Source organism: Embleya sp. NPDC055664 (assembly GCF_053618075.1).
This window is the reverse complement of the sequence record NZ_JBSHGZ010000031.1, coordinates 42,905-65,443: the sequence shown is the minus strand read 5'-3', so window position 1 is coordinate 65,443 and position 22,539 is coordinate 42,905. Positions and strand designations below refer to the sequence as shown.

Sequence of the window (22,539 nt, the reverse complement as noted above, 5' to 3'; positions counted from 1 at the left end):
CGATTGTTGATCGGGGGTGGGTTTCTATCCCGCTGCGCGGGAGTTGGGGGCTTTGCGGCGGGCGTCGAGGAGGGAGCGTAGGAGGTGGATTGTGTCGTCTTCCATGTCGCAGCCGAGGTCGTCGAGGAGGCGGTTGAGGCGGGCGGCGTAGGCCTCGAGTTCGGCGATGTCGCCGGACAGGTAGGCGGCGCGGAACATCAGGCGGTAGAGCATCTCGGACTCGGGGCATACCTCGAGGCCCTTGCCGAGGGCGAGTTTGGCGCCTCTGACGTCGCCGTCGCGCAGGCGGAGTTCGCCCAGGCGGGCGGCGACGTCGACGATCGAGGACGTCATGTCCTGGCGTAGGTATTCGGCCCAGATGTAGCGGCGCGGGCTGGTGCCGCCGAAGGGGCGGCCGCGGACCATGGACAGGGCCGTGGTCAGGTCGGGGCCGCCGAGCGGGCCCAGGCGCATGCCCTTGCGGGCCAGTCGTTGGAAGCGGGTCCAGTCGCAGGTCACGCCCGGGGCGAAGCGGTATCCGCCGTCGCCGATCATCGGCAGGTAGGGGTCGCCGTGGGGGTCGTGGCCCAGCCAGCGGCGGAGTTTGCTCATCGCGGTGTGCCGGTTGGTCGCGGAGGCGCTGTCGGGCCAGATCGCGCTGTCGACGTCGTTGTGGCCCAGGCCGGGGTTGAGGACGAGGAAGGCGGCGAGTTCGGTGAGTCGGGCGCGCTTGCTGGCCTCGGCCGGGTCGCCCACGCCGACGATTTCGACCGGGCCGAGGACGCGGATCTCCGGTCCGGCGTGACGGGCGGTGGGTACGCCGGTCAGCGTCGATTCTCCGTCGGTGCGCGTGGGCGTCGATGTGGATGTGAATGTGGTCGCGGGCATCGCGGACGTGGATTCGGCGGGTGCGGCGGAGTCGGTCGCGGTGGGCGTGTTCGTCGCGGGCAGGATCGTGGATGACGTTGCCGCCATCGTCTCCTCCCAGGCTTGGGCCCAGGCGGCGTCCTCGTCGTCGGGCGCCGGCAGGGAGTCCAACCAGGCGGTGACGTCGGCGTGGTCGCTCGGGGTCGGCGAGGTCGCCGGAGCCGCGTCGAGCGACCCGGCGTCGTTTCCGGCTTCGGGTTCGGCGGAGCCGAGGAAGGACCTGAACGGCGCGACGGATGGGACGGGCGGAACGGATGGCGCAGCGTGCCCCGGGTCGACGTCGGTGTTCGCCTCCGGGAAGCCCGCTTCCTCGTCCGATTCGGTGTCGGTTTGGGGGTCCGCTTCGGGAGTCGGGTCCGCCTCGGGTTCCGGGGCGGGTTGCGCGGGCTCCTCCGCCGTCGTCTCGACGGCGGATTCCGTTGCCTGGTCGGCCTCGTGGGTGACGGCCTCGGCCGCGTCCACCGGTGTCGATTCGGGCTCGGGCTCTGTAGTCCCTGCTCCGTCGGTGGTGATGATGTCGTCGTTCGCAACGGGTGCCACCACGCCGATCGTCGGCTGGTGGGTGGGCTTCGTGGGTGGGGTCGATGTGGTGAGGCTCACCGGGATCGGGAACGCCGGTACGGCGGTTGGTGCGCCCGGTGTGGTGGTGATTTTTCGGTCGGGGACCGGTTCGATGTAGGTCGTCACGGTCACGGGGCCCCGCTGGGACGCGGCGGGCAGGGCGGGGGTGGCGGGCTTCCCCGGTGCGGTCCCTCCGTCCGGTGTCGCGGCGCTCGATGCTTGCTCGTCCGGCTCCGCCGGGACGTGCCCCTTCGTGTCGGCCGCTGCGGTGAAGATGCCCACCAGTGCGGCGAGTTCCTCGTCCGGCAGGCGGTGGACGGTGACGTCGCCCTCGACGCCCGCCAGCGCGGTCGGGTCGGGGCCGGTGGGCAGGGTGTACCAGTGTTCGGGGGTCTCGACACCGTCCGCCGCCGGGGCCACGACGGTCCACGCGGTGCGGACGCCGTGTGCCTCGAGGCGGCGCAGTGCGGCGATCGCGTCGGCGTCGAGGGGTTCCCCGGACAGCACGATCTCCGGCGGCCACGTGTCGGGCGCGGCGCCGATCGTGCGGGCGGCGCGGGCGGACGGGGTGTACTCGCGGGTCAGGACCTCCGCGCACGCGTCGTGCCAGCCGGCCAGCCGGGACAACGCCTCGGTGAGCGACGCGGCGCGGGAAATCCGCTGTCCCGGGAGGGATTCGAGGGATTCGAGGTCGTCGTCGAGGCCGACGGCGGTGACCGAGACGTCCTCGCCGCGCGGTCCGGTCAGCAGGGCCACGGCCAGTGTGCGCAGGATCTGCCGCCGCTGCTCCGGGGTGCCGTCGAGGACGGTGACGGGGCACGACTCCAGGTCCAGGAGGATCTCGCCCACGCCCGTACGCCCGACCGGGGTCAGGGTCGGGCAAGGGGCGGGCAAGGCTCGGGCGCGGTCGGCGCCGACCAGGGGCGCGTCGACCGGGCAGAACCAGCGGGTGGTGTCGCCGTCGACGGCGTTGAACGGGGCGATGGGCGGTTCGGCGGTACGCAGGCGCAGTTCGAGGCCGGCGACGGTGAGGTGGCCGGTGGTGAAGGCGGGCATCGGACGGCCGGCGTCGGCGAGTTCGATGCCCACGGTGCTCAGGGCGAGGTCGAGGAACTCGGCGCCTTCGGGGCGTTCGGCCGCGCGCAGGCGCTGTTCGTACTCGGCCGGCCCGGAGGCGGGCACGGTGATGCGGTGGTGGGCTCGGCGCTGCCGCTGCTGGAGGCGGCGGCGCACGCCGACGGCGGCAATCAGCCCGGCGCCGGCGAGCGCGCCGACGCCGATGCCGATCGGGAGCAGCGCCGACTCGTCGTCGCCGTCCTCGCGGTCCTCGTCGACGGTGGTCGGGGTGCCGGGTGCGGCCGGTGCGGCCGGGGCCGTCGGTGCCGCCGGGGTGTCGGCGGCGGGCGGGTGGGTCGCGGGTGCCTCGGCGGGCGGCGGTGCCGGTGCCTGAGCCGTGTCGTCGGGAGCGGGCGGCCGTCCGGTCGGATCCTGCGCGGGCGGCGCGGATGCCTGGGCGGGCGGGGGCTGTTCGGCGGTGGGCGCCTGACCCGTCGGTGCCTGACCCGTCGGCGCCTGACCCGTCGGTGCCTGGCTCGTCGGCGTCTGCGCGGGTGGAGCCTGCCCGGTGGGCATCTGATCGTTCGACGTCCGACCGGGCGGTGTCCGCCCGGCGGGCGCCCCACCCCCCGCGTCCTGCCCCGCCGGCGACCCACCCGGCGCCGTCGCCGTGTCCGGTACCGCCGGGGCGGTCGGCTTGTCGGGCGTCGCGCCGGGGTCACTCGCCGGGGGCGCCGGCGGCACCGCGGGTGGAGCGTCCGCGTCGGTCCGCGCACCCGGGGCGTCCGGCGTCGGCGCGACCCGCGTGTCCGGGGCGGCGGCAGGCACCACCAGCACCCAGCCGGTCTCGATCACGTCCGGATCGGACAGGCTGCCCCCGTCAGCCTGGACTCGCCCCTTGTTCGCCTCGAACAGCGGCGTCCAGTCGGCGTCGCCGAGTTCGCGGTGGGCGATGTCGGAGAGGGTGTCCCCGGCGCGCACGGTGACGGTCCGGGGCGCGTCCTCGGCGGGAGCCCGCGCGGGAGCGACGGGGTCGGCGGTCGTCCCCGTGGCGGCGGGCGGCGCCGTGGTCCGGGCCCCGGCCGGCATCCGCAGGATCCAGCCCACGTCGATGTCGTCGGCGGCGCGGAAGGTGTGGCCGTCGGTCATCACCCGGCCGTCGTTGAGGGAGGCGATCTCCTGCCAGCGGGCGCCGTCGCCCAGGGTGCGTTCGGCGATGTCCCAGAGCGTGTCGCCGCGTTGCACGGTGTACGTCGGCCCCTCGGCGGACGCCGCGCCGGCGCGCGCGACGACCGGCGCGGCCGGCGCGCCCGAGTCGACCCCCGCGGGCGCGGACACCGCAGCCACCGGAGCGGCGTGCGAGGCCAGCGCGGGCCCGGCGGACACGGTCAGCGCCAGCCCGCCCAGCAGGAAAGCGGCCAGGCGCTGGCTCCACCGAAATCCCCGAACCGCCCGCCGGGTTCGCCCCCGCAACGCGGCCGGGATCTCCCACAGCAGCGACCCGGCCACGATCACCCACGCCAGCCAGCCCACCGCGAGCACGACGACGTAGGCCACGCCGGCGTCGGCGGGGCGCTCCAGGAGCGCGTCGAAGGTGAGGTCGTCGCGGTCGGGGAAGCGGGAGGACAGCGTGCGCGTGGCCAGGAACAGGACGGTGGGCATCGCGGCCAGGACCGCGACCAGCGCCAGCAGGCTCGCGAGTGCCCGCAGCGGTGCGGCGGGGCTGCGGCGCCGATGGTCGGGGGTGGGACGGCGGGTGGCGGTCATGGTGTGTTGCCCTCCGGTGCGAGAACGCCGTGGACGAGGGTGACCCGGGCGGTGGCGGAGACGGATCCGTCGGTGAGCATCCCGCTGAAGACGGGGTGGAACGGGACGGTGACGGTGACGGTCAGCGTGACGCGGTCCGCGCCGACCGAGACGGTGCCGCTCGCGCCCGCGCGGGCCAAGTAGGCGCGGGCGGTGGCGGCCGGCACGGCGGGGTCCGGGACCATGTGGATCGCGCCGTCCTGGATCGCGGCGGCGGGATCGATGGACTGCGCGGCGGCGCGGGCGGCCTCGGCTGCCAGGCCGTCGGCGCGTTGCGCCGCGCGCAGTCGCCCGCCGCCGTCCACGACCAGCGCGATCAACAAAAGGACGGCGATCGCGACACCCGCGAACAACAAACTCACACTGCCCTCGTCGCGCGGGCCGCAGATCCGCCGCGTCCCGGAAAACCGTCCGGAGTCGCGCCCTCCGGTTCGTCGCGAGCCCCGGCCGCGCCCCGATCCCCCGGCGGGTTCCGGGACTTCGGTACATTCCCGGACTTCGGCGTGTCCGGGTGCTTCGGACCGCTCTCGCGCCTCGGAACTCCTGCGGACGCCCAGCCACGACATCCGGGCGACCCGGCCTGCGTCGGCATCCGCGACGCGACCACGCCGCGTCCCCCGTCCCCGGCGCCCCGGGTCGACGCCGCTCATCCGCGTGCCCGATAGGTGTCCAGCGGCGACACGAACGTGGATGTCATCGACTTGGTCCCCAGGTTCGGCAGGCCGGGCGCGGCGAGGTCGCCGAGCGGGAGGCGGCAGGTGACGGTCGCGGTGACGGAGGCGGCGGTGCCCACCGGCGCGGCGAACCCGGAGGTGTCCACGGTCACCGACGTACTCGCGCAGTGCAGCCCCTGCTGCGACAGGGTGGCCCCGGCCGCCGCGGTGGCCCGGCTCTGCGCGTCGCCGGGCGTACGGGCGGACGTGGCGGCGCGGGCGGCGGCCTTGGCTGCGGCGTCCACGGCCGACCCGGCGAGCGTGACGCGGCCGGCCAGTACGCCCAGGATCAGGAGGGCGAGCAACGCCGGGACCAGGATGGCCACTTCGAGGGTGACCGAACCCGCGTCCCGACGATCCGCGACACGGGCACACCGCATGGGCGCCGGCGGCGGCGCGGGCTTCGCGCTCTCACAATGGCCTTCGGGTCGCGGACGGGAATGTCGGTTCGACATGGGCGTGGTCCTCCTCTCCACAAGACGGCTCGGCAACAGGTCTCCGGATTCAGGGCTCAGGGCTCGGGGCCCACAACTCACGGCCCGATCGGGCTCCACCGCTCCACCGGTGCCTGCGCGTCCTGCGTGATCGTGATGTCGGGCAGCAACGGCACGATCGACAGGCACCGGGCGGTGACCCGCACCCGCACCGTGTCCGCCGTGCTTCCCGCCGTGGACACGCTCGGATTGCGCAGCCCGAGGTTGTCCGCCGCCTGCCGCGCCCGTTCGGCCGCCGTCTGGGGTGTGCCGATCCGGTACGCGCGGCCCGACTCGACGCCCTCTCGGGCCGCCGCCAGGGCGGCCTCGCGGGCGAACCACCACAGGCAGCCCTGGAGAGTGACCAGGATCAGGACCAGGACGACCGGCATCAGGATGGCCAGTTGCAGCGAGGTGGTCCCCGAGTCGGCGGGCAATTCCCGATATCGCCGGCGCAGTCGACCGAACGGGCGGAGCAGGCGGGACACGTCAGAACCCGCCGATGATCGAGATCTTCCCGTTCACGACCTTGGTGATGACCGCGATCAGTCCGACCGCGAGCACCCCCACGCCCGCCGCGATCAGGGCAACCTCCAGGCTGGTGAGCCCGGCGTCGGAGCCTTCCTCGTCGGCCTTGCGGCGGTAGCGGTCGCGCACGTTCAGTGCCACGGTCAGGACAAAGTGGAGCGCGGCGTCGTACATGGTTCCCTCCGGTGGTTGTTCGGTGGTCCGGGGTCCGGGTCGTGGCGATGCGCGGGGGGTTCAGATCGCCACGATCTGGAGGATGGCGGGCATGCCCAGGAAGATCGTCAGCAGGATCACCAGGACGGTGCCCGGCACCACGAGGCGTTCCGAGTCGGTGTTGGCGCGTTCGTGTTCCGCCGACAGCAGTTCGGTGCGCAGGGCGGCGGCTCGGGCGCGCAGGGTGCCGTAGACGGCGGCGCCCTCGACGCCGGCGAGTTCGATGATGTCGGCCACGTCGGCGAGTTCGGGCAGGTCCAGGTCGCCGGCGAGGTCGCGCAGCGCCTGCCAGGGGTCGGCGCCGTGGGCCCGGGCGCGGGCGAGCGCGTCCTGGATGCGCAGGAACGCCCATCCGTTGCCGACGCGGGCGGCATTCTCCAGCGCCTCGGCGGGTCCGGCGTCGCCGGCCCGTTGGAGTGCGACCAGGTCGAGGTAGGTGGCGGCGGCGTGTTGGAACTCCACTCGTGCGGCCTTCGCCTTGACCGCGAGTTCGCGGTCGGGCGTCTGCCACATGACCACCGCCAGGACCAGGCACGCGCCGACGGGGACGACGAACGGCAGCGTGATGCCGAGCATGCTGACGGCGGTGGAGAACAGGATCGGCAGGAGGATGCCGAGCAGGCCCATCGCCGCCTTGGTCCGCAGGTGGTCGCCCGCGCTCTGGCCGACCAGGGCGAGGCGGGTGTGCGGGACGGACACGCCCGGCACCCGCTGGGCGAGCCGGGCGAGCGCGTCGCCGAAGGCGCTGTCGGTGCCGGTGTCGCGGGCGGCGATCGCGGCGGCGGTGGGCCGTCCGGTCAGCCGCTCGGCCGCGGCGGTCAGGTCCGGTGGCGCGGGCCGCAGTTCGCGGATCAGCAGCGCGATGCCGGCGCCGACCAGGGCTCCGGGGATCAGATACCAGGTGTCGATCATCACCGTGCCGCCTCCGGTTCGGCGATCGGGGTCACGACCGTGACGACGCTGCGGTCGTCGTGGACCAGGATCCGCGGCGCGGGCTTGTACGCGGTCACCGACCGCATCCACAGCAGGACGCCGGTGAAGCAGGCCATCAGCACGATCAGGGACGTCTGTCCGACCGCGCTCGCGTAGGGCTTGGCGTAGTCGCGGTTGAACGCCATCAGTCCGCCCATCGCGACGGTGAGGTAGGTGATCCACCGGACCGTGGCGCGGGCGCTGGCGCGGTCGGCCTCGATGGAGCGTCGCTGGCGTACCTCCTCGCGCACGGTCGTGGCGAAGTCCCGCAGCGCCACGGCCAGTCCGGGCCCGCGGTCGTCCGCGCGCAGGATCAGCGCGGCGGCGATCTTGTCGGCGGTGGCGTCGCGGAACGCGTCGGCGAAGCGGTACAGGGCGTCTGCCGGGCGCCATTGGGCCTGCAGTCGCGAGACCAGGTCGCCGACCTCGGCCTCGATGGGCGCCGGGCAGGTGCCGCGGGAGGTGAGGATGGCGTTCTCCAGGCCGGCGCCGAGTTCGACGAGGTCGGCCAGGCGTCGGGTCCACTCGGCGAGCGCGTCGAGCCGGTCGATGCCGGTGTAGTCGGCTCGGGTCGGCGCCATCAGCCACGGCCAGCCGAGCACCGCGACCGGTACCAGGACCACCGCGACCAGCCACCCGGTGACCAACCACGCCGCGATGCCGGCGATCCCGGCCACGACCCGGCGGACGTTGCGCGCGCGTACGGCGGCCGGCGACAGGGGCGGGCGGGCCTTGCGGGTCCGGCCCGGTCGGGGTGGCGCGTCGACGTCGGTGCCGCGCCATCCCCACCACAGCAGGACGAGTCCGGCGGTGACCACCGCCGTGCACACCCCGGCCCACAGGGCCTGTGCGTCCATGTCGGTCATCCCCCCACGAGATGCATCGGCGCCCACTGCGGGGCGGCGTTGAGCCACAGCGGGTCGAAGCCCGCCCGGCGCAGCGTCGCGGCGTCGGTGGGCGCGGTGAGCGGTACCGCCCGCGGGTCGTCGCCGCGCGGTCCGAACACGGTGTTGGTGGCGGGGCGTCCGTTCTCGCCCATGCCGGCCATCTGCAGGACGTGCGAGACGAAGCGGTGTCGACGGCCGCCGATGCCGCTCTCGTCGATCATGCGGACGAACACCAGGTAGTCGACGGCGTTGGCGGCCAGGCGGTAGGCGAGTCGGTCGCTCATGTGCTGTCCGTACTCCAGGCACAGTTCGGCGATCCGGTCGAAGATCATGTGTGGTTCGCGGACGTGGAGGGTGCACATGGAGCCGCCCTCGCCGTTGGTCATCACGCGCAGCATGGGCACGATCTCGCTGGAGCGGACCTCGCCGACGATCATGCGGGACAGGGTCATGCGCAGCGCCGGGGGGATCATGTCGCCGATGGTGATCTCGCCGGCGGAGCGGCCGTCGGCGCCGCGTTCGCCGTTGCCTTCGCGGGCCTCGAACGCGACGACCTGTTCGAGGTGGCCGAGTTCGTGCAGGAAGAGTTCGTACTCGCTCTCCAGGGTGCCTACGCGTTCGGCCGCCGGGATCTCGCGGGCGAGGGCGCGCAGGAGTGAGGTCTTGCCGACGCCCTGGGTCCCGCAGATGATCACGTTCTTCTTGGCGCGGATCAACGCGCCCAGGAATCGGGCGAGTATGGGTTCGAGGGTGCCCCAGGCGACGAGGTCGTCGAGGGTGACGGTCTTGACCCGGTGCCGACGGATGGTCACGCAGGTGTGCTGGGTGACCTCGATGACCGCCTGCAGGCGCGAGCCGTCGGGCAGGCGCAGCGCGAGGAACGGCGACGACGTGGACAGGGTGCGCTCCCCCGCGCCGCTGCGGCGGGCGAGGTTGCGCAGGAGTTCGCGCAGTTCCTCGTCGGAGGCGGTGAGCGGGGCGACCCGGCGGCGGGGGCGGTCGGCGTAGTCGACCCACACGGTGGCGTAGCCGTTGATCAGGATGTTCTCGACGGCGTCGTCGTTGAGGTAGGGCTCCAGGGGGCCGGCGCGGAAGAGCCAGTCGAAGACCGCGCGGCCGTAGGCGCGGTCCTCCGCCGGGGTGGTGGCGGTGCCGCGTTCGCGGGCGGTGACGTCGGCCCATTCGGCGACGACCTGGGCGATGAGCGCGCGGCCGCGTTGTTCGCGGTCGGCCTCGGGCAGGCCCGGGCGGGCGCGGTCCTGTTCGTGCAGGCGTTCGGCGGCGCGTTCGCGCAGGACGCGGACGGCGGCGAGGTCCAGGACCAGTTGCGGGGCGGTGGAGCCGACGGCGGGGCCGGTGGCGGTGCCGGGCGCGGTGTTGTCGGTTGTGGTGTTGTCGGTCGTGGTGGGTGCGTGGGTGGTCGCGACGGGGCCGGTGGGGAAGGGGGTTCCGGCGTAGCCGGGCGCGGTGGGCGGGGCGGGGGCGTGGCCGGCGGGCAGCGGGGCGCCGGTGGGCGGCGGAGGGGGTGGCGGCGGAGGCGGGGCGGTCGTGCCGTTCGGCGGGGCGGCGGGGGTGGGGCGGTTGTGCAGGGGGGAGGCGTTACCCAACACGAGAGTGTTCCCCCGTTCCGGTCCAGGGGTTCGGACCGGTTCCGGGCCCGGTTCCCGGGGCCTGGAGTCGCAGTCGCCGGGTCCGGGCGTGGACCAGGATCTCGTCCGCGCCGGAGGCGATCTGCCGCATCAGGCGCGAGCGCATCGCGCGCTTGTCCACCTCGCCGCGCCCGTCGGACAACGCGTCGGCGGTCCGCGGGTCGTGCGGCAGCGACATCAGCAGCGGCAGGCCCAGCAACTTGGCGACCTCGCCGGCCGGATAGTCCGCGCCCTCGACCACGACCAGGCCCAGCGCGTCCGCCCCGGTGCCGTGCGCGTCCAGGTCGCGGCGCAGCGCCTCGACCCGTACGCGTGCCGCAGTGGCCGAGCGCAGCGTCCCGCGCACGACGACCAGGACCACGTCGGCCCGGCGGGCCAGTACGGCGGAGGAGCCGAGGGTGCCGGAACGACCCAGGTCCACGACCACGTCGTGCGTGATCTCCTGGGCCTCGAGCCAGGCCAGCAGGCGCGCCAGCGGCTCCCAGGTGTGCGCGAGCGAGGCGGCCTGGGCGAAGTCGACGAGGCCGGGCAGGAGCAGCCGGGAGCGCTCGCCGCCGGTGAGGTCGATCAGCTGCTGGAAGAAGAACTCGTCCAACTTGCCCTGCCGGTGGGCCAGTCCGAGCTGGTGCAGGCCGTACTGCGCCGACACCCGCCCGCGCAGCGCGCCGGCCAAGACCGCGCCGCCGTCCGGGTCGGCCTCCACCAGCACGACCCGGCCGGACGCGGACAACGGCCAGGACAGGGTGAGCCCGAGCGCCGTCGTGGTGGCGCCCGGCGCGCCGACTCCGCCGACCACGGCGACCACGGTCACGGGCGGGCCTCCGGCTGCAGGACGACCAGCGCGACGAGTTCGGTGGAGGCGCGTGCGGCGACGGTGGCCGCGTCCCCCTTGGGCACGGCGACGTCGACGACCACGCGCCCGGACTGGTCGGGCGCACCGACGGCGAACACGGTGGCGGCGACGGTCGCGGGCGGCGTCAGCGTCTGCCCCTTGGCCGCGTCCGACACCTTGCCCGGCGTCGACACCACCAAGACCTTGCGCCCAGGCTGCAGCGGGGTGGTCGGCAACTGCCCCGGCGTCAGGGCCATCCCAACCAAAATCTCATCCGGCTGCAACACCAGGGCGTCGGTGACCTGTCCGCGCGCGATCAGCGTGTCCGGCCGCAACTCCACCGCGGCGCGCTTGCCCACCACCGCCCGCTTGTCCTTGGCCGAGACCGTCTGCACGCCGCCGCCGACCGACACCATCACGGTCCGCACGTCCGCGTCGGCGACCACCGCGCCGTAGGGCACGGTCCGCGCCACCGCAAGCACCTCGACCCGCTTGTCCTTCGCGGTGAACAACGCCGCCCCACCGACCCCGCCGACCGCGACGAGCGCAACCGCCAACGCCATCACCCCGGGCCGACGCCGCCGCTGCCCCAACCCCTTGGGCGGCGTCACCAGCGAAACCCCCGGCGCGGCCTCGTCCCCCGCGTCCCGAGCCCGACGCGCCGTCGCGGATTTCACGCAGACTCCCCCTATATCCCGATACCCAACATCGGCGACCGAACAGGGCATAACGAATTCCCCTGTCGGACAAGCCAACATACTGTTTCAGCCAAGCGGACGCGATCGATCTGTGACGCAATCCCCACACCGGGTAGGTGCACTCACCACTCCGACTGTGACAGCCCCCAGAAAGACCCCTCCACCACCCACATCCCCCACGAACCCCAGAAAACCCGGCCACTTGCACCGAATCCCCACACCCTCCAACTCCCGCCAACGGCACGGGAGTCCCCCAGGGCCAACACACGAGACCCCCAGGGCCAGCTCATCCACTCAAACCCAACACAGAAAACCCAAAATCAACCAAACCAGCAACGAAGCCTCAACACTAATCCCCTAATCGACAAACACACCCACCGCAAGCAGACAATCCCATTGGCCACCCGAAAAACCCGTCATCGCTGGCCGACCAAACCACCACCCCAATCAGCCGGATGACGCTCCCGCGCCATCCCAATCCCGCAACCAAACGCCGAGAGACACCCACGGTCCGACGGCTCACCCTTGGGGACTTCCGAGGAACCGACCGAACCGCCCTCGGCCCGCCCCAACTCGCGTGGGGACTTCGATGCTCCCCACCGCGAACTCGGCGCCGACTACTCGATCAAACGTCATCCCGCTCGTGCCATGCGTCGCGTGATCAAGGAAGCCGGCAGCCTCGGGCCGACAGTCGACTTCGACCTCATGCGGCGGCCTGACCTGCACAGGTGCACTGTGTCCTCGCGTCAGACCGCGAATGTGTTCGGTCCGGTACACGTGAATGCGCTCGCATCTCGGGACGGGGACCGGCCTGTGCGGCCCATCCTCAGGTCGCCCAGGGCAGCCGTATCGCCTCGACCCCGGTGTCGTTCAGCAGTGCCTCGATGAGAACTGGAGGCCCGACGACTTTGGTGGCCGACAGGTCGTAGTCGGTGCACAGAACCCATGAGCGGTCTTCGGCCCAGAGGTTGGCGGGACTGAAGTCGGCCTCGGACATGTCGTAGAGGATCTCGGCATCGCCGAGGCGCCCGCCCGCACATGGAGGTTGTCGAAGTCGACGGCCCCGAGCGCAAGCGGGTTGTAGTAGGCCAGGCAGCGGGTGTCCGGACCTGCGGGGCTGTGCGCGATGAGGATGTCCATCAGCCGGATCCAGGTCTCACGGTCCAGGCTCCCCTCGGTGGGAGGGACGATGCCCAGCGGCCAACTGCCGTTCTTCATGGCCGAGGAGAAGCAACGAAAGGAGGGCAGGCGCCCGTCGGGAACGATCGGGTTACCGGTCCGCCGGGCGAGCTCCGCCCAACGCAGCCGCCGCCAGCCGGGACCAGGGTGCTCGGCCCGGCCCAGCCCACCCCCCGTGGCGACGCTGACGGCGTCGAGATCGACGCCCTCGACGATGTCACGCGCGATGTTCCCGCCCGCCAGACGCACCTGCCGGTACTCGTGATGCGATACGTCGCCCGGCCCGTGCTCGTGTTCGTACATGGCGTTGAGCACCCAGACCGCATCGGGCATCGCCGGCGGCATGAACCCGGTCAAACCATCGCCGCACAGCTCAAACAGCCAGTCCGTCACACCAGACGGAGCGACTGGCCACAGGGCCGACAACGGGTTCGATTTCTCTGGCAGGGATCATGATCTCAGCCGCGACCACGGGCCACGCGAGGGACCGGCATCATGTAGCCACCTCGCCACTGAGCACGTTCCGGTGTGCCTGGCCGGGCGTCGCAACCGGTACCTCGACAGAAGCAGCAATTTCGTCGCTGAACAGGGCATTGATGGCCCGCAGGCACTACGAACACAGCTCACCCGCACCTGGTGGGGACTTCTTCAAGCGCGGGCTTGAGGTCAAGGTCACGAACGGCTCACCCCCACCTGCGTGGGGACTTCGAACCCGAGGATGTTGGCGGCGATCGCGGCGGCGGCTCACCCCCCTGCGTGGGGACTTCACTCCCTCAGCCCCTGGGGGCGGTGTGCCGGCTGGCTCACCCCCACCTGCGTGGGGACTTCACCGCTACATCGGTTGCCCCGATCCTCGCGTTCGGCTCACCCCCACCTGCGTGGGGACTTCTAGATACGGCGCATCCGGACCGCGTAGCCGCTCGGCTCACCCCCACCTGCGTGGGGACTTCTTTGTGGTCGTGCAGGCCTACCGATAACGGTGCGGCTCACCCCCACCTGCGTGGGGACTTCGGGACGTCGCGCATGCGACGCCTGCGCATCTCCGGCTCATCCCCACCTGTGTGGAGACTTCCAGTCGTCGCCGTCGAACAGGACCTCGACCGGCGGCTCACCCCCACCTGCGTGGGGACTTCAAAGGTTGTGCGGAAAACCCCTCTGATTTTGACGGCTCACCCCCACCTGCGTGGGGACTTCTGATGCCGTAGGCGAAATAGGCGAGGGCGCGAAGGCTCACCCCCACCTGCGTGGGGACTTCGGCCAGGCCGCGATGCTCCGCCAGATGCGGCGCGGCTCACCCCCACCTGCGTGGGGACTTCAACCCGATGAGGTGAGGGAAGGTCTTGTTGACCGGCTCACCCCCACCTGCGTGGGGACTTCGGGTGGCATCCATTCGGCGGGGTCGCGGTCGGCGGCTCACCCCCCCACCTGCGTGGGGACTTCCCGACGTCAACACCGACCGCGAACATGCGCGCCGGCTCACCCCCACCTGCGTGGGGACTTCCTGATCGCGCAGTTCGACATCATCGGGTCAGCCGGCTCACCCCCACCTGCGTGGGGACTTCACGACGTGGCCTGTGCGGATGCGGATCCCGAGCGGCTCACCCCCACCTGCGTGGGGACTTCATGGCGAACGCGGCGCCCGGCGCACGCCGCAACGGCTCACCCCCACCTGCGTGGGGACTTCGCCCAATCAATGCAGCTCTCAGCGCAGCATGAAGGCTCACCCCCACCTGCGTGGGGACTTCCGCGGCCAGGGCGACGCGGTCGGTCCACCCGGCCGGCTCACCCCCACCTGCGTGGGGACTTCTGGATGGAGCTGCAAGTTATGGTCGCATGGCGCGGCTCACCCCCACCTGCGTGGGGACTTCCCTTGCTGACCTGCGGATTCTTGGAGACTTTGCTGATTCGTGATGCAACCACGGCCATTGCGGCAAGATTCCTGCCTGTTTTGATCCGCAAGGTCGATAGTCGCTTGCAAATGGGGGGTTGTCGCATGATTCGACCATGGACCGTACCGCTGGCGACCGATCCAGAACGACATCGGTCCGACTCCGCCGCAGACACGGAGCAAGGATACGAGCCCGGCCGACGGTCGCCCCCGCCGGAAGGACCGACGGACCGGCCGGTCTCGATGACGGCGAGGCGCTCGGCCGTCAAGGTGTGCTCCAAGTCCAGCTTCCGGGCGTTCCGGGTCGAGGACCAGGGCTGGGCAACCGCCAGCTCGGCACACTCCCCGACACTTGGATCGGCGACACCCCCACGGCCCACGGCCGCTTCTGCACCGAACACGCCCCGTGGTCGGCAAGACCCTCGGCCCCAAGACCCACTCCGACGCCACCGGCGCCCGCCACGTCCTCAACACCACCCGCGTGCCCGCCCACCACACCGGGCACCCCCACGTGGCGTCCACCGCGCACCTGGTCCAGGCCGAAGTCCGCGACCGCGCCTTCGAGTACCGCGTCGCCGTCGGTGGCGAGCACCTGTTCGCCACCGAGATCCACGTCGACGCCCCTACCTCGACATCCGCACCGCCCCCGACGTACACACCACGTACAGACCCGGAACCCTGCCCGCCGAACTCGCCCGCCGCGTAGTGTCTGTCACCCGAGGCTTCGGCCTCGTCTTCGCCGCCTGGGACCTCATCGCCACCCGCGACCACCGCGTCCTCGCCCTCGAACTCAACCCCGGCGGCCAATGGGCGTTCGTCCCCGACCACCACCTCATCACCACCGCGCTCGCCGACCACTTGGAGCAGGCAACCCGATGACCACCCACCCACACCCGGGCACCACCCCCACGGCGCCGCCGCCGGACACCGACGAAACGCGCCGCCTGCGGCACGCCATGGTCGCGTCGATGGCCCTCGAGGGCATCCGGCCCGAGATCGTCGACGCGTTCCGCGCCGAGCCGCGGCACGTGTACGTGCCCCGCTTCGTCCGCCGGATCGAAACCACTCCGGGGACCTGGGCAACCCGCGTGTTCACGCCTGACCACCCCGACTGGGCGCGCGAGGTCTACACCGACCAACTCCTGGTCACCGCAACGATGTTCGGCGACGACGGCCCACCGCTGTCCTCCTCCACCGTCCCCTCCCTCATGGCCGCCATGCTCGACGCCCTCGCCGTCGAACCCGGCATGAACGTGCTCGAGATCGGCGCGGGCACCGGCTACAACGCCGGCCTCCTCGCCCACCTGACCGGCGACACCGACGTCACCACAATCGACATCGAACCCGACGTCGCCACCGCCGCCCGCCACGCCCTGTCCGCGGCCGGGCACCCGGGCGTAACCGTCGTCCACACCGACGGCAACCGACCGCCCGCCGAACCCCACAGCGTCGACCGATTGATCGCCACCTGCGGCGTGGACCACGTACCCCCGGCCTGGCTCGCCGCCATCCGACCCGGAGGCCGCCTCGTCGCACCAGTGGGCACCGGCATCGCATCCCTGACCCTCGACGAACACGGCCACGCCGAAGGCCCGTTCCTCGCCACACCCGCCTACTTCATGGGCCTGCGCACCACCGCCGGCACCAACACCATCCCCTACCCGGGCGACCCGACCGGCCCCCTCGAACCGTGCGCGATGCCCCTCGCCGCGTGGCACGACGACGACCTGCGCTTCGCCATCGCCCTCGCCCTGCCCGCCTCCGACCTGGGCCAACGCGACCTCCCCGACGCACTGACCCTGTGGACCACCGACGGCTCCGTCGCCACCATCCACACCGACGGCACCTGCCGCCAATCCGGCCCCCGCCGCCTCGCCCACGAACTCGCAGAGATCCACCACGACTTCGAGAACGCCGGCAGACCCCAACGCCGACACCACCGACTCCGCATCGACCCCCGAGGACACCACACGGCCACCTTCACCCCTGCGGTCTGACCCGGCCGGGCCCCGGACGGACAACTCCACCCACTCCACCCACCCACCGCCGGGCCGTCCCCGTTGCACACGCGCCACGAGCAGGCCCCGACTCGGCATCTCGCGCGTACCACCACGCACACCGGCCGCCCGACCCACACCACCTCATCCGCCCAAGACTCCACCTGCCTTCGCGAACCGTTCGAGCCACGATCGGCCGACGGGTCAAACTGATCAAGCGCCGATCAAATGGGCCCGGGTCCTTCGAGTTCCCACAGACCCTGTCCCGGCGCAACCACCGTGATTATCACGAAACGCCGGAGCACAGCCGGACTCCGATGGCACCCACGGCGAAGGCTCGTGACAGCCGCTTGCGCTAACGCGGGCATGGTTCGCCCCTACGGGCCGCGGCGCTCCAGGGCTTCCATACGCCTTGGTCGATCCTCCCGCTCAGACGATCGGCCTCTTCGGCGGCCCGCACCAGCTGTGCGGTGGTGAGGGGGATCGCGGCCACGTACACGCGGCCGACGTGGTGACAAAGCACGGCGCAGGACGAAAACGGGCGCACCGGTACGTCCGCCACCGCGGCTAGGTCCACGAACGTCCACCCCAGTACGGCGGACATCGCCTCGACGGACTGCGAACTGCCCCCGTGCCCGTGCAACATACGACGGATCGTGCTCTGGGACAGTCCCGTGAACGGAAGCTCCTCTCTCCCGAAACCGCGGTTGGCCATAAGCCCGGCGAGGATCCGCGCGAAGCCGTCAACACCCGGCGACGTTGTCGAGACAGGCGACGACCCGACCTCCGGCACGGTTGCCGTCTCCTCCATGGATTCCGCGCCGGGGGCACGACTCCCCGCGGCCAGAGCCGACACGAAGCCCTCGAGCACGGCCAGTTGGGCATGACCGCAGAAGGTCACGTTGTACGCGAACGTCTCCAAAGCTTCCGCAGAGCGGACCGGCGGCAACAGGCGAGCCGGGACGGGCTGTCCGGCAAGCACGAACACATCCGACACCGGCAGCCCCAACTCGGCCGCCACCGCACCGAGACGCGCAACATCGAACGTCCGCCCGCTCACCACCAGATCCCGCAAGACATCAGTCCGCGTCATGCACCCACGCTACGCCGCGTCCACACGACGCCACGACTCCAACGTTATGGCCGGTGGTGCCGCGATGGTCACGCCAGGACCAGGGCCAGGGACGCGAGGTACGCGGCCCGATCGGCGCCGATGAGGTGGGCCAGGCATCGAGTGTGCCCGGTCTCCCCGGATTCGCTGCGCGCGGCATTGGCGCGCAGGGACTTGTTCTTCGGCGCGTCATCGCCGCCTGCCGCGCGGCTCACCCCCACCTGTGTGGGGACTTCGTGGTGTGCTCGGACACGTCGACTCCGAATCCCGGCTCACCCCCACCTGCGTGGGGACTTCGAATCGGACACGTTGCGGCGGTGGCCGACGGCCGGCTCACCCCCACCTGCGTGGGGACTTCCGCTCCGGTCCCCCGGCGCGGGTGTGGCGCCACGGCTCACCCCCACCTGCGTGGGGACTTCCCGCCAACCGGTCGACCCGGCGCTCGTGCTCTACGGCTCACCCCCACCTGCGTGGGGACTTCGCCCCACCGCCCGACGAGTTCGAGGCGCTCCACGGCTCACCCCCACCTGCGTGGGGACTTCACCGAACCGTAGGACGCGATGATGTAGTCCGGCGGCTCACCCCCACCTGCGTGGGGACTTCGCCCGGATTTTCTCCGGGTCCGGCGCGTCGCCCGGCTCACCCCCACCTGCGTGGGGACTTCGGTCCGTTGTCGTACAGCAGCAGCGGCGCCGGCGGCTCACCCCCACCTGCGTGGGGACTTCGATCAGCTGCGCCAGACCGCGATCAAGCGCGGCGGCTCACCCCCACCTGCGTGGGGACTTCCCCCGAGCGGCCGACGCCTGTCGGGGGTCCTCCGGCTCACCCCCACCTGCGTGGGGACTTCTGGCCCGGCGATACCGGTCCGATCCGCAGGCGCGGCTCACCCCCACCTGCGTGGGGACTTCATCCGCGAACCCGGCGGCAACGTCCGCGAGTTCGGCTCACCCCCACCTGCGTGGGGACTTCCCTTGCTGACCTGCGGGTTCTTGGAGGCTTTGCCGATTCGTGATGTAAACGGGAGCATTGCGGCAAGCTTCTTGCCTGTTTTGCTTGGGTGTTCTGGTGGTCGTTCGTGAGTTGAGCGATATCGCATGGTTCGGACCTGTATGCGCGTCGGCCGGACAGGCGTACTGTGTCGTTCGAGGCATGTCTGTCCTTGAAGTTCCGGCCATCATGGACGTGTCCGGGACGAGGTCGGCTCGATGCCGCCGCAGTCACGAGGCAAGGATACGAACCCTGCCTCCGGTCGCTCGGCGGCTGGACGTACCGGTCAAGGCCGACGATCTCGCCGGTACGAGGGTCTCTTCTGGGGGGATACCGCTCCGGGTCAGGGCACGCGGGCCACTCCTCCGTGCATGTGGGGTTGCCGACCGCCCTGGTAGACGGTCCGGTGGGGACCGATGTCGTCGGCCCTCCACACCGCGACGTCGCACACTCCGGGTGGCAACACGTCGAGTCCGGTGAACAACGCGGCACCTTCGTCGGGGGTGGCGACGCGGCCCCACGCTCCCCGGGTGCCGGTGTGCATGGCGTCCATGATCATGCGGCGGATTCGCGGGTCGTCGGCGACGAGAACGCTCACGACGACGTACGAGCCGGACGGCAGCCTGTCGACGAGGTCGGACATGAAGACCGCCGGTCGTCGAAGGCAGTTCAGAACCGCCGTCGCCAGCACCGCGATCGGTCCTTCGCCGAGGAGTTCGGCGACATCGGGGACGCGGACCAGGGCGTCGACGTCGGTGATGTCCGCAGGGACGACGCTCGTGTGGTCGTTCTGGTCGAGAAGCATCCTGGCCTGTCCGAGGACGAGCGGATCGCGGTCGACATGAATGACGCGAGTCGCCGGAGCGATGCCTTGGGCCACGGTGTGGACGTAGGGCGTGGCGGGGACGCCGCAGCCGAGGTCGAGCAGGCTGCGGACGCCGTGGTCACGGACGAGGGTTCGGGTGGCGCGGCGGGCGAACGACCGGGAGTTGAGGACGGCGGATCCGATGTCGGGTACGACGTGGAGGATGGCCGAGCCGACCTCGCGATCGGACGGGTAGTTGTCGTGGCCGCCCGCCAACCAGTCGAACACGCGGGCGTCGGAGGCGATGTCGATACCGGGCGGGATCGGCTCGTCGGGGGTCACAGGGCCGCGCTCCGGATCTGGGCCGAGGCGTGCTCCCGGTCGGGGTGCGGTGCCGCGGCACGACGCAGGATGTCCGCGAGGGTGCCGCGGTGGAGGCGGGCGCGGACGGCGTGGTGGTCGGACAGGCCGCCCATGTCGATGACGTCGACGTCGACAAGAGCGGGGAGGAGGATCCGCGACATCCAAAATCCGTCGACGGCCATGGCGGGGCCTTGCGATGGTTTGTCGATGACGGTGGGAGCGAGCGCCGCCATGCGTCCGTGGGTGCGTGCGATGTGGCGGGCGGCGTCCTCGGCGCCGACGGCGCGCATTTCGCGGTCGGTGTGGGTGTCGGGGATGCGGACGCCGTCGGGGCCGCGGCGGGAGCGGTGGATCCGGTGCACCGCGTCGGCGATGGCCTCGAGGTTCGGGAGCGCCGGGCCTCCCGGGATCGGGACGCGGTAGCTGTTGCGGTCGCCGCCGAGGATCGCGGGCAGCTTCACCACGGCACCGGACCCGGTGATGTGGTCCTTGTCGAGGAAGCGGGTCAGGTGCTCCCCCTCGATCGCTCGTGCGGTGCAGGAGGAGTAGGTGAGGTGGTGCGAGACGCAGACGATCGGCAGCGTCTCCCCGCCGGTGTCGCGCAGACGCAGGGAGCGTGCGGTGGGCTCGAGTTGCCATCCGGAGTCGGCCCAGCCGCGCGGGGATTCGAACACCTGCGGGTCGGCGTACAGGGCCGTGGCACTGCCCCGGCCGACCCAGCCGCGCATGGCGAGCACGGTCTCGGCGCGCTTGGCGAGTTCCCCGTCGTTGTCGAGGGCGTCCCACATCTCCTGCCTGAAGAGCACAGCGGGCCGCAGCGAGGCGAGGAACGCGTGGGCCTCCCGCCACTTCCGGCGGTCACCTCCGCCGTTGTCCTCGAAGTTGCAGGTGATGAAGTCGATGGTGGTCACGTCGTCGTGGGCCCTTTCGTGTCGGTGAGGAATGAATCCGCGCCTGGCCACTGCGGTGGTTCCGTGGTCTCCCCGGAGCATGGGAAAAGCGAGGGCGCGGTAGCGGGGTCGATCGGGTATGGCCGCGTGAGCGCGCGGATACGTGCTGCGTGAGGACGCGGTCGTCGCACCGGCGACCCGCAAGAGCGCTTCCGGTGTTCCCGTGTCTTGTGTCTGGCTCGGCAGTGGCGTTGCCGGTGACCGACTGCTGCCGGTTACAGGTGCTCTTCTGCCGTCGTGAGGTTTGCGGATGGTTCTCGTGCGCTGTCTGTGGGTCAGGGCGGCCGCGAAGTGCGGTTCGCCGCCGGGGATTTCGGCCGGCGCGCCCCGGAGTCGGGGTGTACTGCGAGGACGTCACTCACACACATCCGCACCCGACCGCACGACGCCGCCGGGCCTCCGAGCGGCCTGCGGCAGGAGAGACGGCCGATCAGTGTGGCTGCTGCGGTACACACCTGCGGGATCCGTGCCGACGTCAGGAAAATCCACGGATGCGTGAAATCGCCTCGCCGGGCGTCGGGTGCCGGTTCTGGTCGGGGAGGGGCAGCCGGGTGGGGCGTGGGGACGGGCTGCGCGGCGGTACGCACAACGGCGTGGCTCCCGTCGGTCGAACCCGACCGGCACCGAGCATGGTGGCGACCGTAACGAGACGGGTCGGGTCGGTCGGCCGAGACCCGCACGACCCCGCGCAACCGTCGCTCGAAGGCGGCCATCCGCCTCATGGTCAGCGCCGCTTCGCCGCGTTGGGTGAGCCGTTCGCGCCGGGTGGACGGCTGTTCGTACAAGCGTGTGGCCTCGGTCGTGAGGGTGTCGACGGCCGTGGGACCCTGCGGCCACCTCAGGTGGGCGTAGCCGTCACGGAGGTAAAGCGCACGGCTGTCCGGCGCGGCGTTCACCGTGGTGCCCCGCTCGGGGCGGTCGCCGACGCGTCGATGGTCGAGGTGTTGCGGCGGTGCGTGGCTCTGGCGGCGGCCCGGTGCAGGTCCGCGAGCCGGGTGTGTAGTTCCGCTGCGGTGGGTCGATCCAGCGGCGCACGGGCCAGGGCCGGAGCGAGGGCGTCGTCGAGCGCCGTCCAGGCGAGATCGCGCGGAACGCGGGAGTGCGGCGCCCCGTCGGCAATGGCCTGGCGGCGTTGTGCCGGGGTGGGCGGTCGGCCGCCGTACGCCCGACGTACGGCGACCACCGGTTCCCCCGTCCAGCACAGGCGGATCGTGGCGGCGAGGGCGTACACGTCGGCGGCCCGGGTGGCGACGGGTCGGCGCCGTCCGACCAGAGCGGAGGCGATCTCGGGGGCGGCGCAGTCGACGCGGCCCGCCGTATAGGGGTAGGCAGCGAGGAGGTCGCCGGGGATGGCGCCGTGGGGGCCGTGCGCGCACGCGTAGCTGACGAAGCGCGGCCCGACGGGGGTGTGGACGCATTGGGCGGGGTGGAGGTCTCCGTGGATCCACCCGTTCTTGTAGAGGTCGGCGACGACTCGGGCGAGTTCGACCGCCCGGCCCAGCGCCTGCAGGCGTATGATCCCGCGCTCGACGCCCCGGGCCCGCAGGGACGCCCAGTGCTGTTCGGTCGTGGCCCCCTGGTACCAGGGCATCGCCAACCACGAACCCGTGGCATGGACGCCGTACCGGGGCTCCTCGACGGCCGGGTCCACGGCGTGCAGGGCCGCCAGGGCCGCGGCCTCGCGGTCGACGACCCGGGTGCCCGTACCGACCTTCACGGCCAGGACGGCGTGCCCGCCCGCCACCCGCCACACCCGCACACGCGGGGAATCGGTCACCGGTGTTGCGGTGGGCGCGGGGCCGACCAGGGGCCGGAGCGCGTCCGTGACGGCGCTCGGCAATGTGGGAGTGGTGGTCATCTGAACTCCGATCAGGGGAAGCTGAAGACGGGAGAGGGCAACGCATCCGCGAGATGGTCGAAGGCAAGGCCCCACGGCACGGGCCCGACGACAACGACGAGAGCGGC

The 22,539-nt window shown here is 71.9% G+C and carries 18 protein-coding genes and 2 CRISPR repeat arrays; of the genes, 3 read left to right on the top strand and 15 right to left on the bottom strand.

The features are described from left to right. Positions 1–24: 24 nt before the first annotated feature. The 11 genes from ACWGR4_RS35840 to ACWGR4_RS35790 form a co-directional block, all read right to left on the bottom strand. On the bottom strand, positions 25–4,290 hold the full coding sequence (locus ACWGR4_RS35840) for a LysM peptidoglycan-binding domain-containing protein (protein WP_452129283.1): 4,266 nt from the start codon (positions 4,288–4,290) through the stop codon (positions 25–27). After that, on the bottom strand, positions 4,287–4,691 hold the full coding sequence (locus ACWGR4_RS35835) for a pilus assembly protein TadG-related protein (RefSeq protein ID WP_452129284.1): 405 nt from the start codon (positions 4,689–4,691) through the stop codon (positions 4,287–4,289). The genes ACWGR4_RS35840 and ACWGR4_RS35835 overlap by 4 nt, the downstream gene beginning before the upstream one ends. 284 nt (positions 4,692–4,975) lie before the next feature. After that, entirely contained in the window at positions 4,976–5,422 is a 447-nt protein-coding gene (locus ACWGR4_RS35830; RefSeq protein ID WP_452129285.1) for a TadE/TadG family type IV pilus assembly protein, read from the bottom strand. Positions 5,423–5,574: 152 nt separating this feature from the next. After that, positions 5,575–6,003: a TadE/TadG family type IV pilus assembly protein gene (locus tag ACWGR4_RS35825; protein WP_452129286.1), complete on the bottom strand. Its 429-nt coding sequence runs from the start codon at positions 6,001–6,003 to the stop codon at positions 5,575–5,577. Between the two features lies 1 nt (position 6,004). After that, positions 6,005–6,217 (bottom strand): hypothetical protein, encoded by a 213-nt coding sequence (locus ACWGR4_RS35820; RefSeq protein ID WP_452129287.1) that lies wholly within the window; start codon positions 6,215–6,217, stop codon positions 6,005–6,007. A 60-nt stretch (positions 6,218–6,277) separates the two neighbouring features. Then, positions 6,278–7,168, bottom strand: coding sequence for a type II secretion system F family protein (locus ACWGR4_RS35815; protein WP_452129288.1), 891 nt, complete (start codon positions 7,166–7,168; stop codon positions 6,278–6,280). Further along, entirely contained in the window at positions 7,168–8,094 is a 927-nt protein-coding gene (locus tag ACWGR4_RS35810; RefSeq protein ID WP_452129289.1) for a type II secretion system F family protein, read from the bottom strand. Before ACWGR4_RS35810 ends, ACWGR4_RS35815 begins: the two co-directional genes overlap by 1 nt. Then, positions 8,091–9,725, bottom strand: a complete 1,635-nt coding sequence (locus ACWGR4_RS35805; RefSeq protein WP_452129290.1) for a CpaF family protein — start codon at positions 9,723–9,725, stop codon at positions 8,091–8,093. The genes ACWGR4_RS35810 and ACWGR4_RS35805 overlap by 4 nt, the downstream gene beginning before the upstream one ends. Then, positions 9,715–10,575: a MinD/ParA family ATP-binding protein gene (locus tag ACWGR4_RS35800; protein ID WP_452129291.1), complete on the bottom strand. Its 861-nt coding sequence runs from the start codon at positions 10,573–10,575 to the stop codon at positions 9,715–9,717. Before ACWGR4_RS35800 ends, ACWGR4_RS35805 begins: the two co-directional genes overlap by 11 nt. After that, complete coding sequence (locus ACWGR4_RS35795; RefSeq protein WP_452129292.1) at positions 10,572–11,273, bottom strand: SAF domain-containing protein; 702 nt, start codon at positions 11,271–11,273, stop codon at positions 10,572–10,574. The genes ACWGR4_RS35800 and ACWGR4_RS35795 overlap by 4 nt, the downstream gene beginning before the upstream one ends. An 891-nt stretch (positions 11,274–12,164) precedes the next feature. Further along, on the bottom strand, positions 12,165–12,866 hold the full coding sequence (locus ACWGR4_RS35790; protein WP_452129293.1) for a hypothetical protein: 702 nt from the start codon (positions 12,864–12,866) through the stop codon (positions 12,165–12,167). 406 nt (positions 12,867–13,272) lie between these two features. Further along, positions 13,273–14,341: a CRISPR direct-repeat array (repeat unit 29 nt; unit sequence CGGCTCACCCCCACCTGCGTGGGGACTTC). A 426-nt stretch (positions 14,342–14,767) separates the two neighbouring features. Between ACWGR4_RS35790 and ACWGR4_RS35785 the strand changes: the two genes are divergently transcribed. From ACWGR4_RS35785 to ACWGR4_RS35775, 3 genes are read left to right on the top strand one after another with little or no spacing between them, the layout of a single operon-like run. After that, positions 14,768–15,067: a hypothetical protein gene (locus ACWGR4_RS35785; protein ID WP_452129294.1), complete on the top strand. Its 300-nt coding sequence runs from the start codon at positions 14,768–14,770 to the stop codon at positions 15,065–15,067. Next, positions 15,067–15,240, top strand: a complete 174-nt coding sequence (locus ACWGR4_RS35780; protein ID WP_452129295.1) for a hypothetical protein — start codon at positions 15,067–15,069, stop codon at positions 15,238–15,240. The genes ACWGR4_RS35785 and ACWGR4_RS35780 overlap by 1 nt, the downstream gene beginning before the upstream one ends. Then, the gene (locus ACWGR4_RS35775) at positions 15,237–16,358 is read left to right on the top strand and encodes a methyltransferase domain-containing protein (protein ID WP_452129296.1); all 1,122 of its coding nucleotides are present in this window, start codon (positions 15,237–15,239) and stop codon (positions 16,356–16,358) included. The genes ACWGR4_RS35780 and ACWGR4_RS35775 overlap by 4 nt, the downstream gene beginning before the upstream one ends. A gap of 355 nt (positions 16,359–16,713) precedes the next feature. Here ACWGR4_RS35775 and ACWGR4_RS35770 read toward each other — a convergent pair whose 3' ends face one another. The 4 genes from ACWGR4_RS35770 to ACWGR4_RS35755 form a co-directional block, all read right to left on the bottom strand. Continuing rightward, positions 16,714–17,451: a hypothetical protein gene (locus ACWGR4_RS35770; RefSeq protein WP_452129297.1), complete on the bottom strand. Its 738-nt coding sequence runs from the start codon at positions 17,449–17,451 to the stop codon at positions 16,714–16,716. Between the two features lie 225 nt (positions 17,452–17,676). After that, positions 17,677–18,438: a CRISPR direct-repeat array (repeat unit 29 nt; unit sequence CGGCTCACCCCCACCTGCGTGGGGACTTC). Between the two features lie 361 nt (positions 18,439–18,799). Further along, complete coding sequence (locus ACWGR4_RS35765; RefSeq protein ID WP_452129298.1) at positions 18,800–19,603, bottom strand: SAM-dependent methyltransferase; 804 nt, start codon at positions 19,601–19,603, stop codon at positions 18,800–18,802. After that, positions 19,600–20,535 (bottom strand): endonuclease/exonuclease/phosphatase family protein, encoded by a 936-nt coding sequence (locus ACWGR4_RS35760; RefSeq protein WP_452129299.1) that lies wholly within the window; start codon positions 20,533–20,535, stop codon positions 19,600–19,602. The genes ACWGR4_RS35765 and ACWGR4_RS35760 overlap by 4 nt, the downstream gene beginning before the upstream one ends. Positions 20,536–21,466: 931 nt before the next feature. Next, on the bottom strand, positions 21,467–22,432 hold the full coding sequence (locus ACWGR4_RS35755) for a hypothetical protein (RefSeq protein WP_452129300.1): 966 nt from the start codon (positions 22,430–22,432) through the stop codon (positions 21,467–21,469). Between the last annotated feature and the right edge of the window lie 107 nt (positions 22,433–22,539).

Bases quoted from the DNA above. Each gene is read 5' to 3' on its own strand.
- ACWGR4_RS35820 (WP_452129287.1), bottom strand. From the start codon at position 6,217: ATGTACGACGCCGCGCTCCACTTTGTCCTGACCGTGGCACTGAACGTG.
- ACWGR4_RS35830 (WP_452129285.1), bottom strand. From the start codon at position 5,422: ATGCGGTGTGCCCGTGTCGCGGATCGTCGGGACGCGGGTTCGGTCACC.
- ACWGR4_RS35775 (WP_452129296.1), top strand. From the start codon at position 15,237: ATGACCACCCACCCACACCCGGGCACCACCCCCACGGCGCCGCCGCCG.
- ACWGR4_RS35810 (WP_452129289.1), bottom strand. From the start codon at position 8,094: ATGACCGACATGGACGCACAGGCCCTGTGGGCCGGGGTGTGCACGGCG.
- ACWGR4_RS35840 (WP_452129283.1), bottom strand. From the start codon at position 4,290: ATGACCGCCACCCGCCGTCCCACCCCCGACCATCGGCGCCGCAGCCCC.
- ACWGR4_RS35815 (WP_452129288.1), bottom strand. From the start codon at position 7,168: ATGATCGACACCTGGTATCTGATCCCCGGAGCCCTGGTCGGCGCCGGC.
- ACWGR4_RS35770 (WP_452129297.1), bottom strand. From the start codon at position 17,451: ATGACGCGGACTGATGTCTTGCGGGATCTGGTGGTGAGCGGGCGGACG.
- ACWGR4_RS35755 (WP_452129300.1), bottom strand. From the start codon at position 22,432: ATGACCACCACTCCCACATTGCCGAGCGCCGTCACGGACGCGCTCCGG.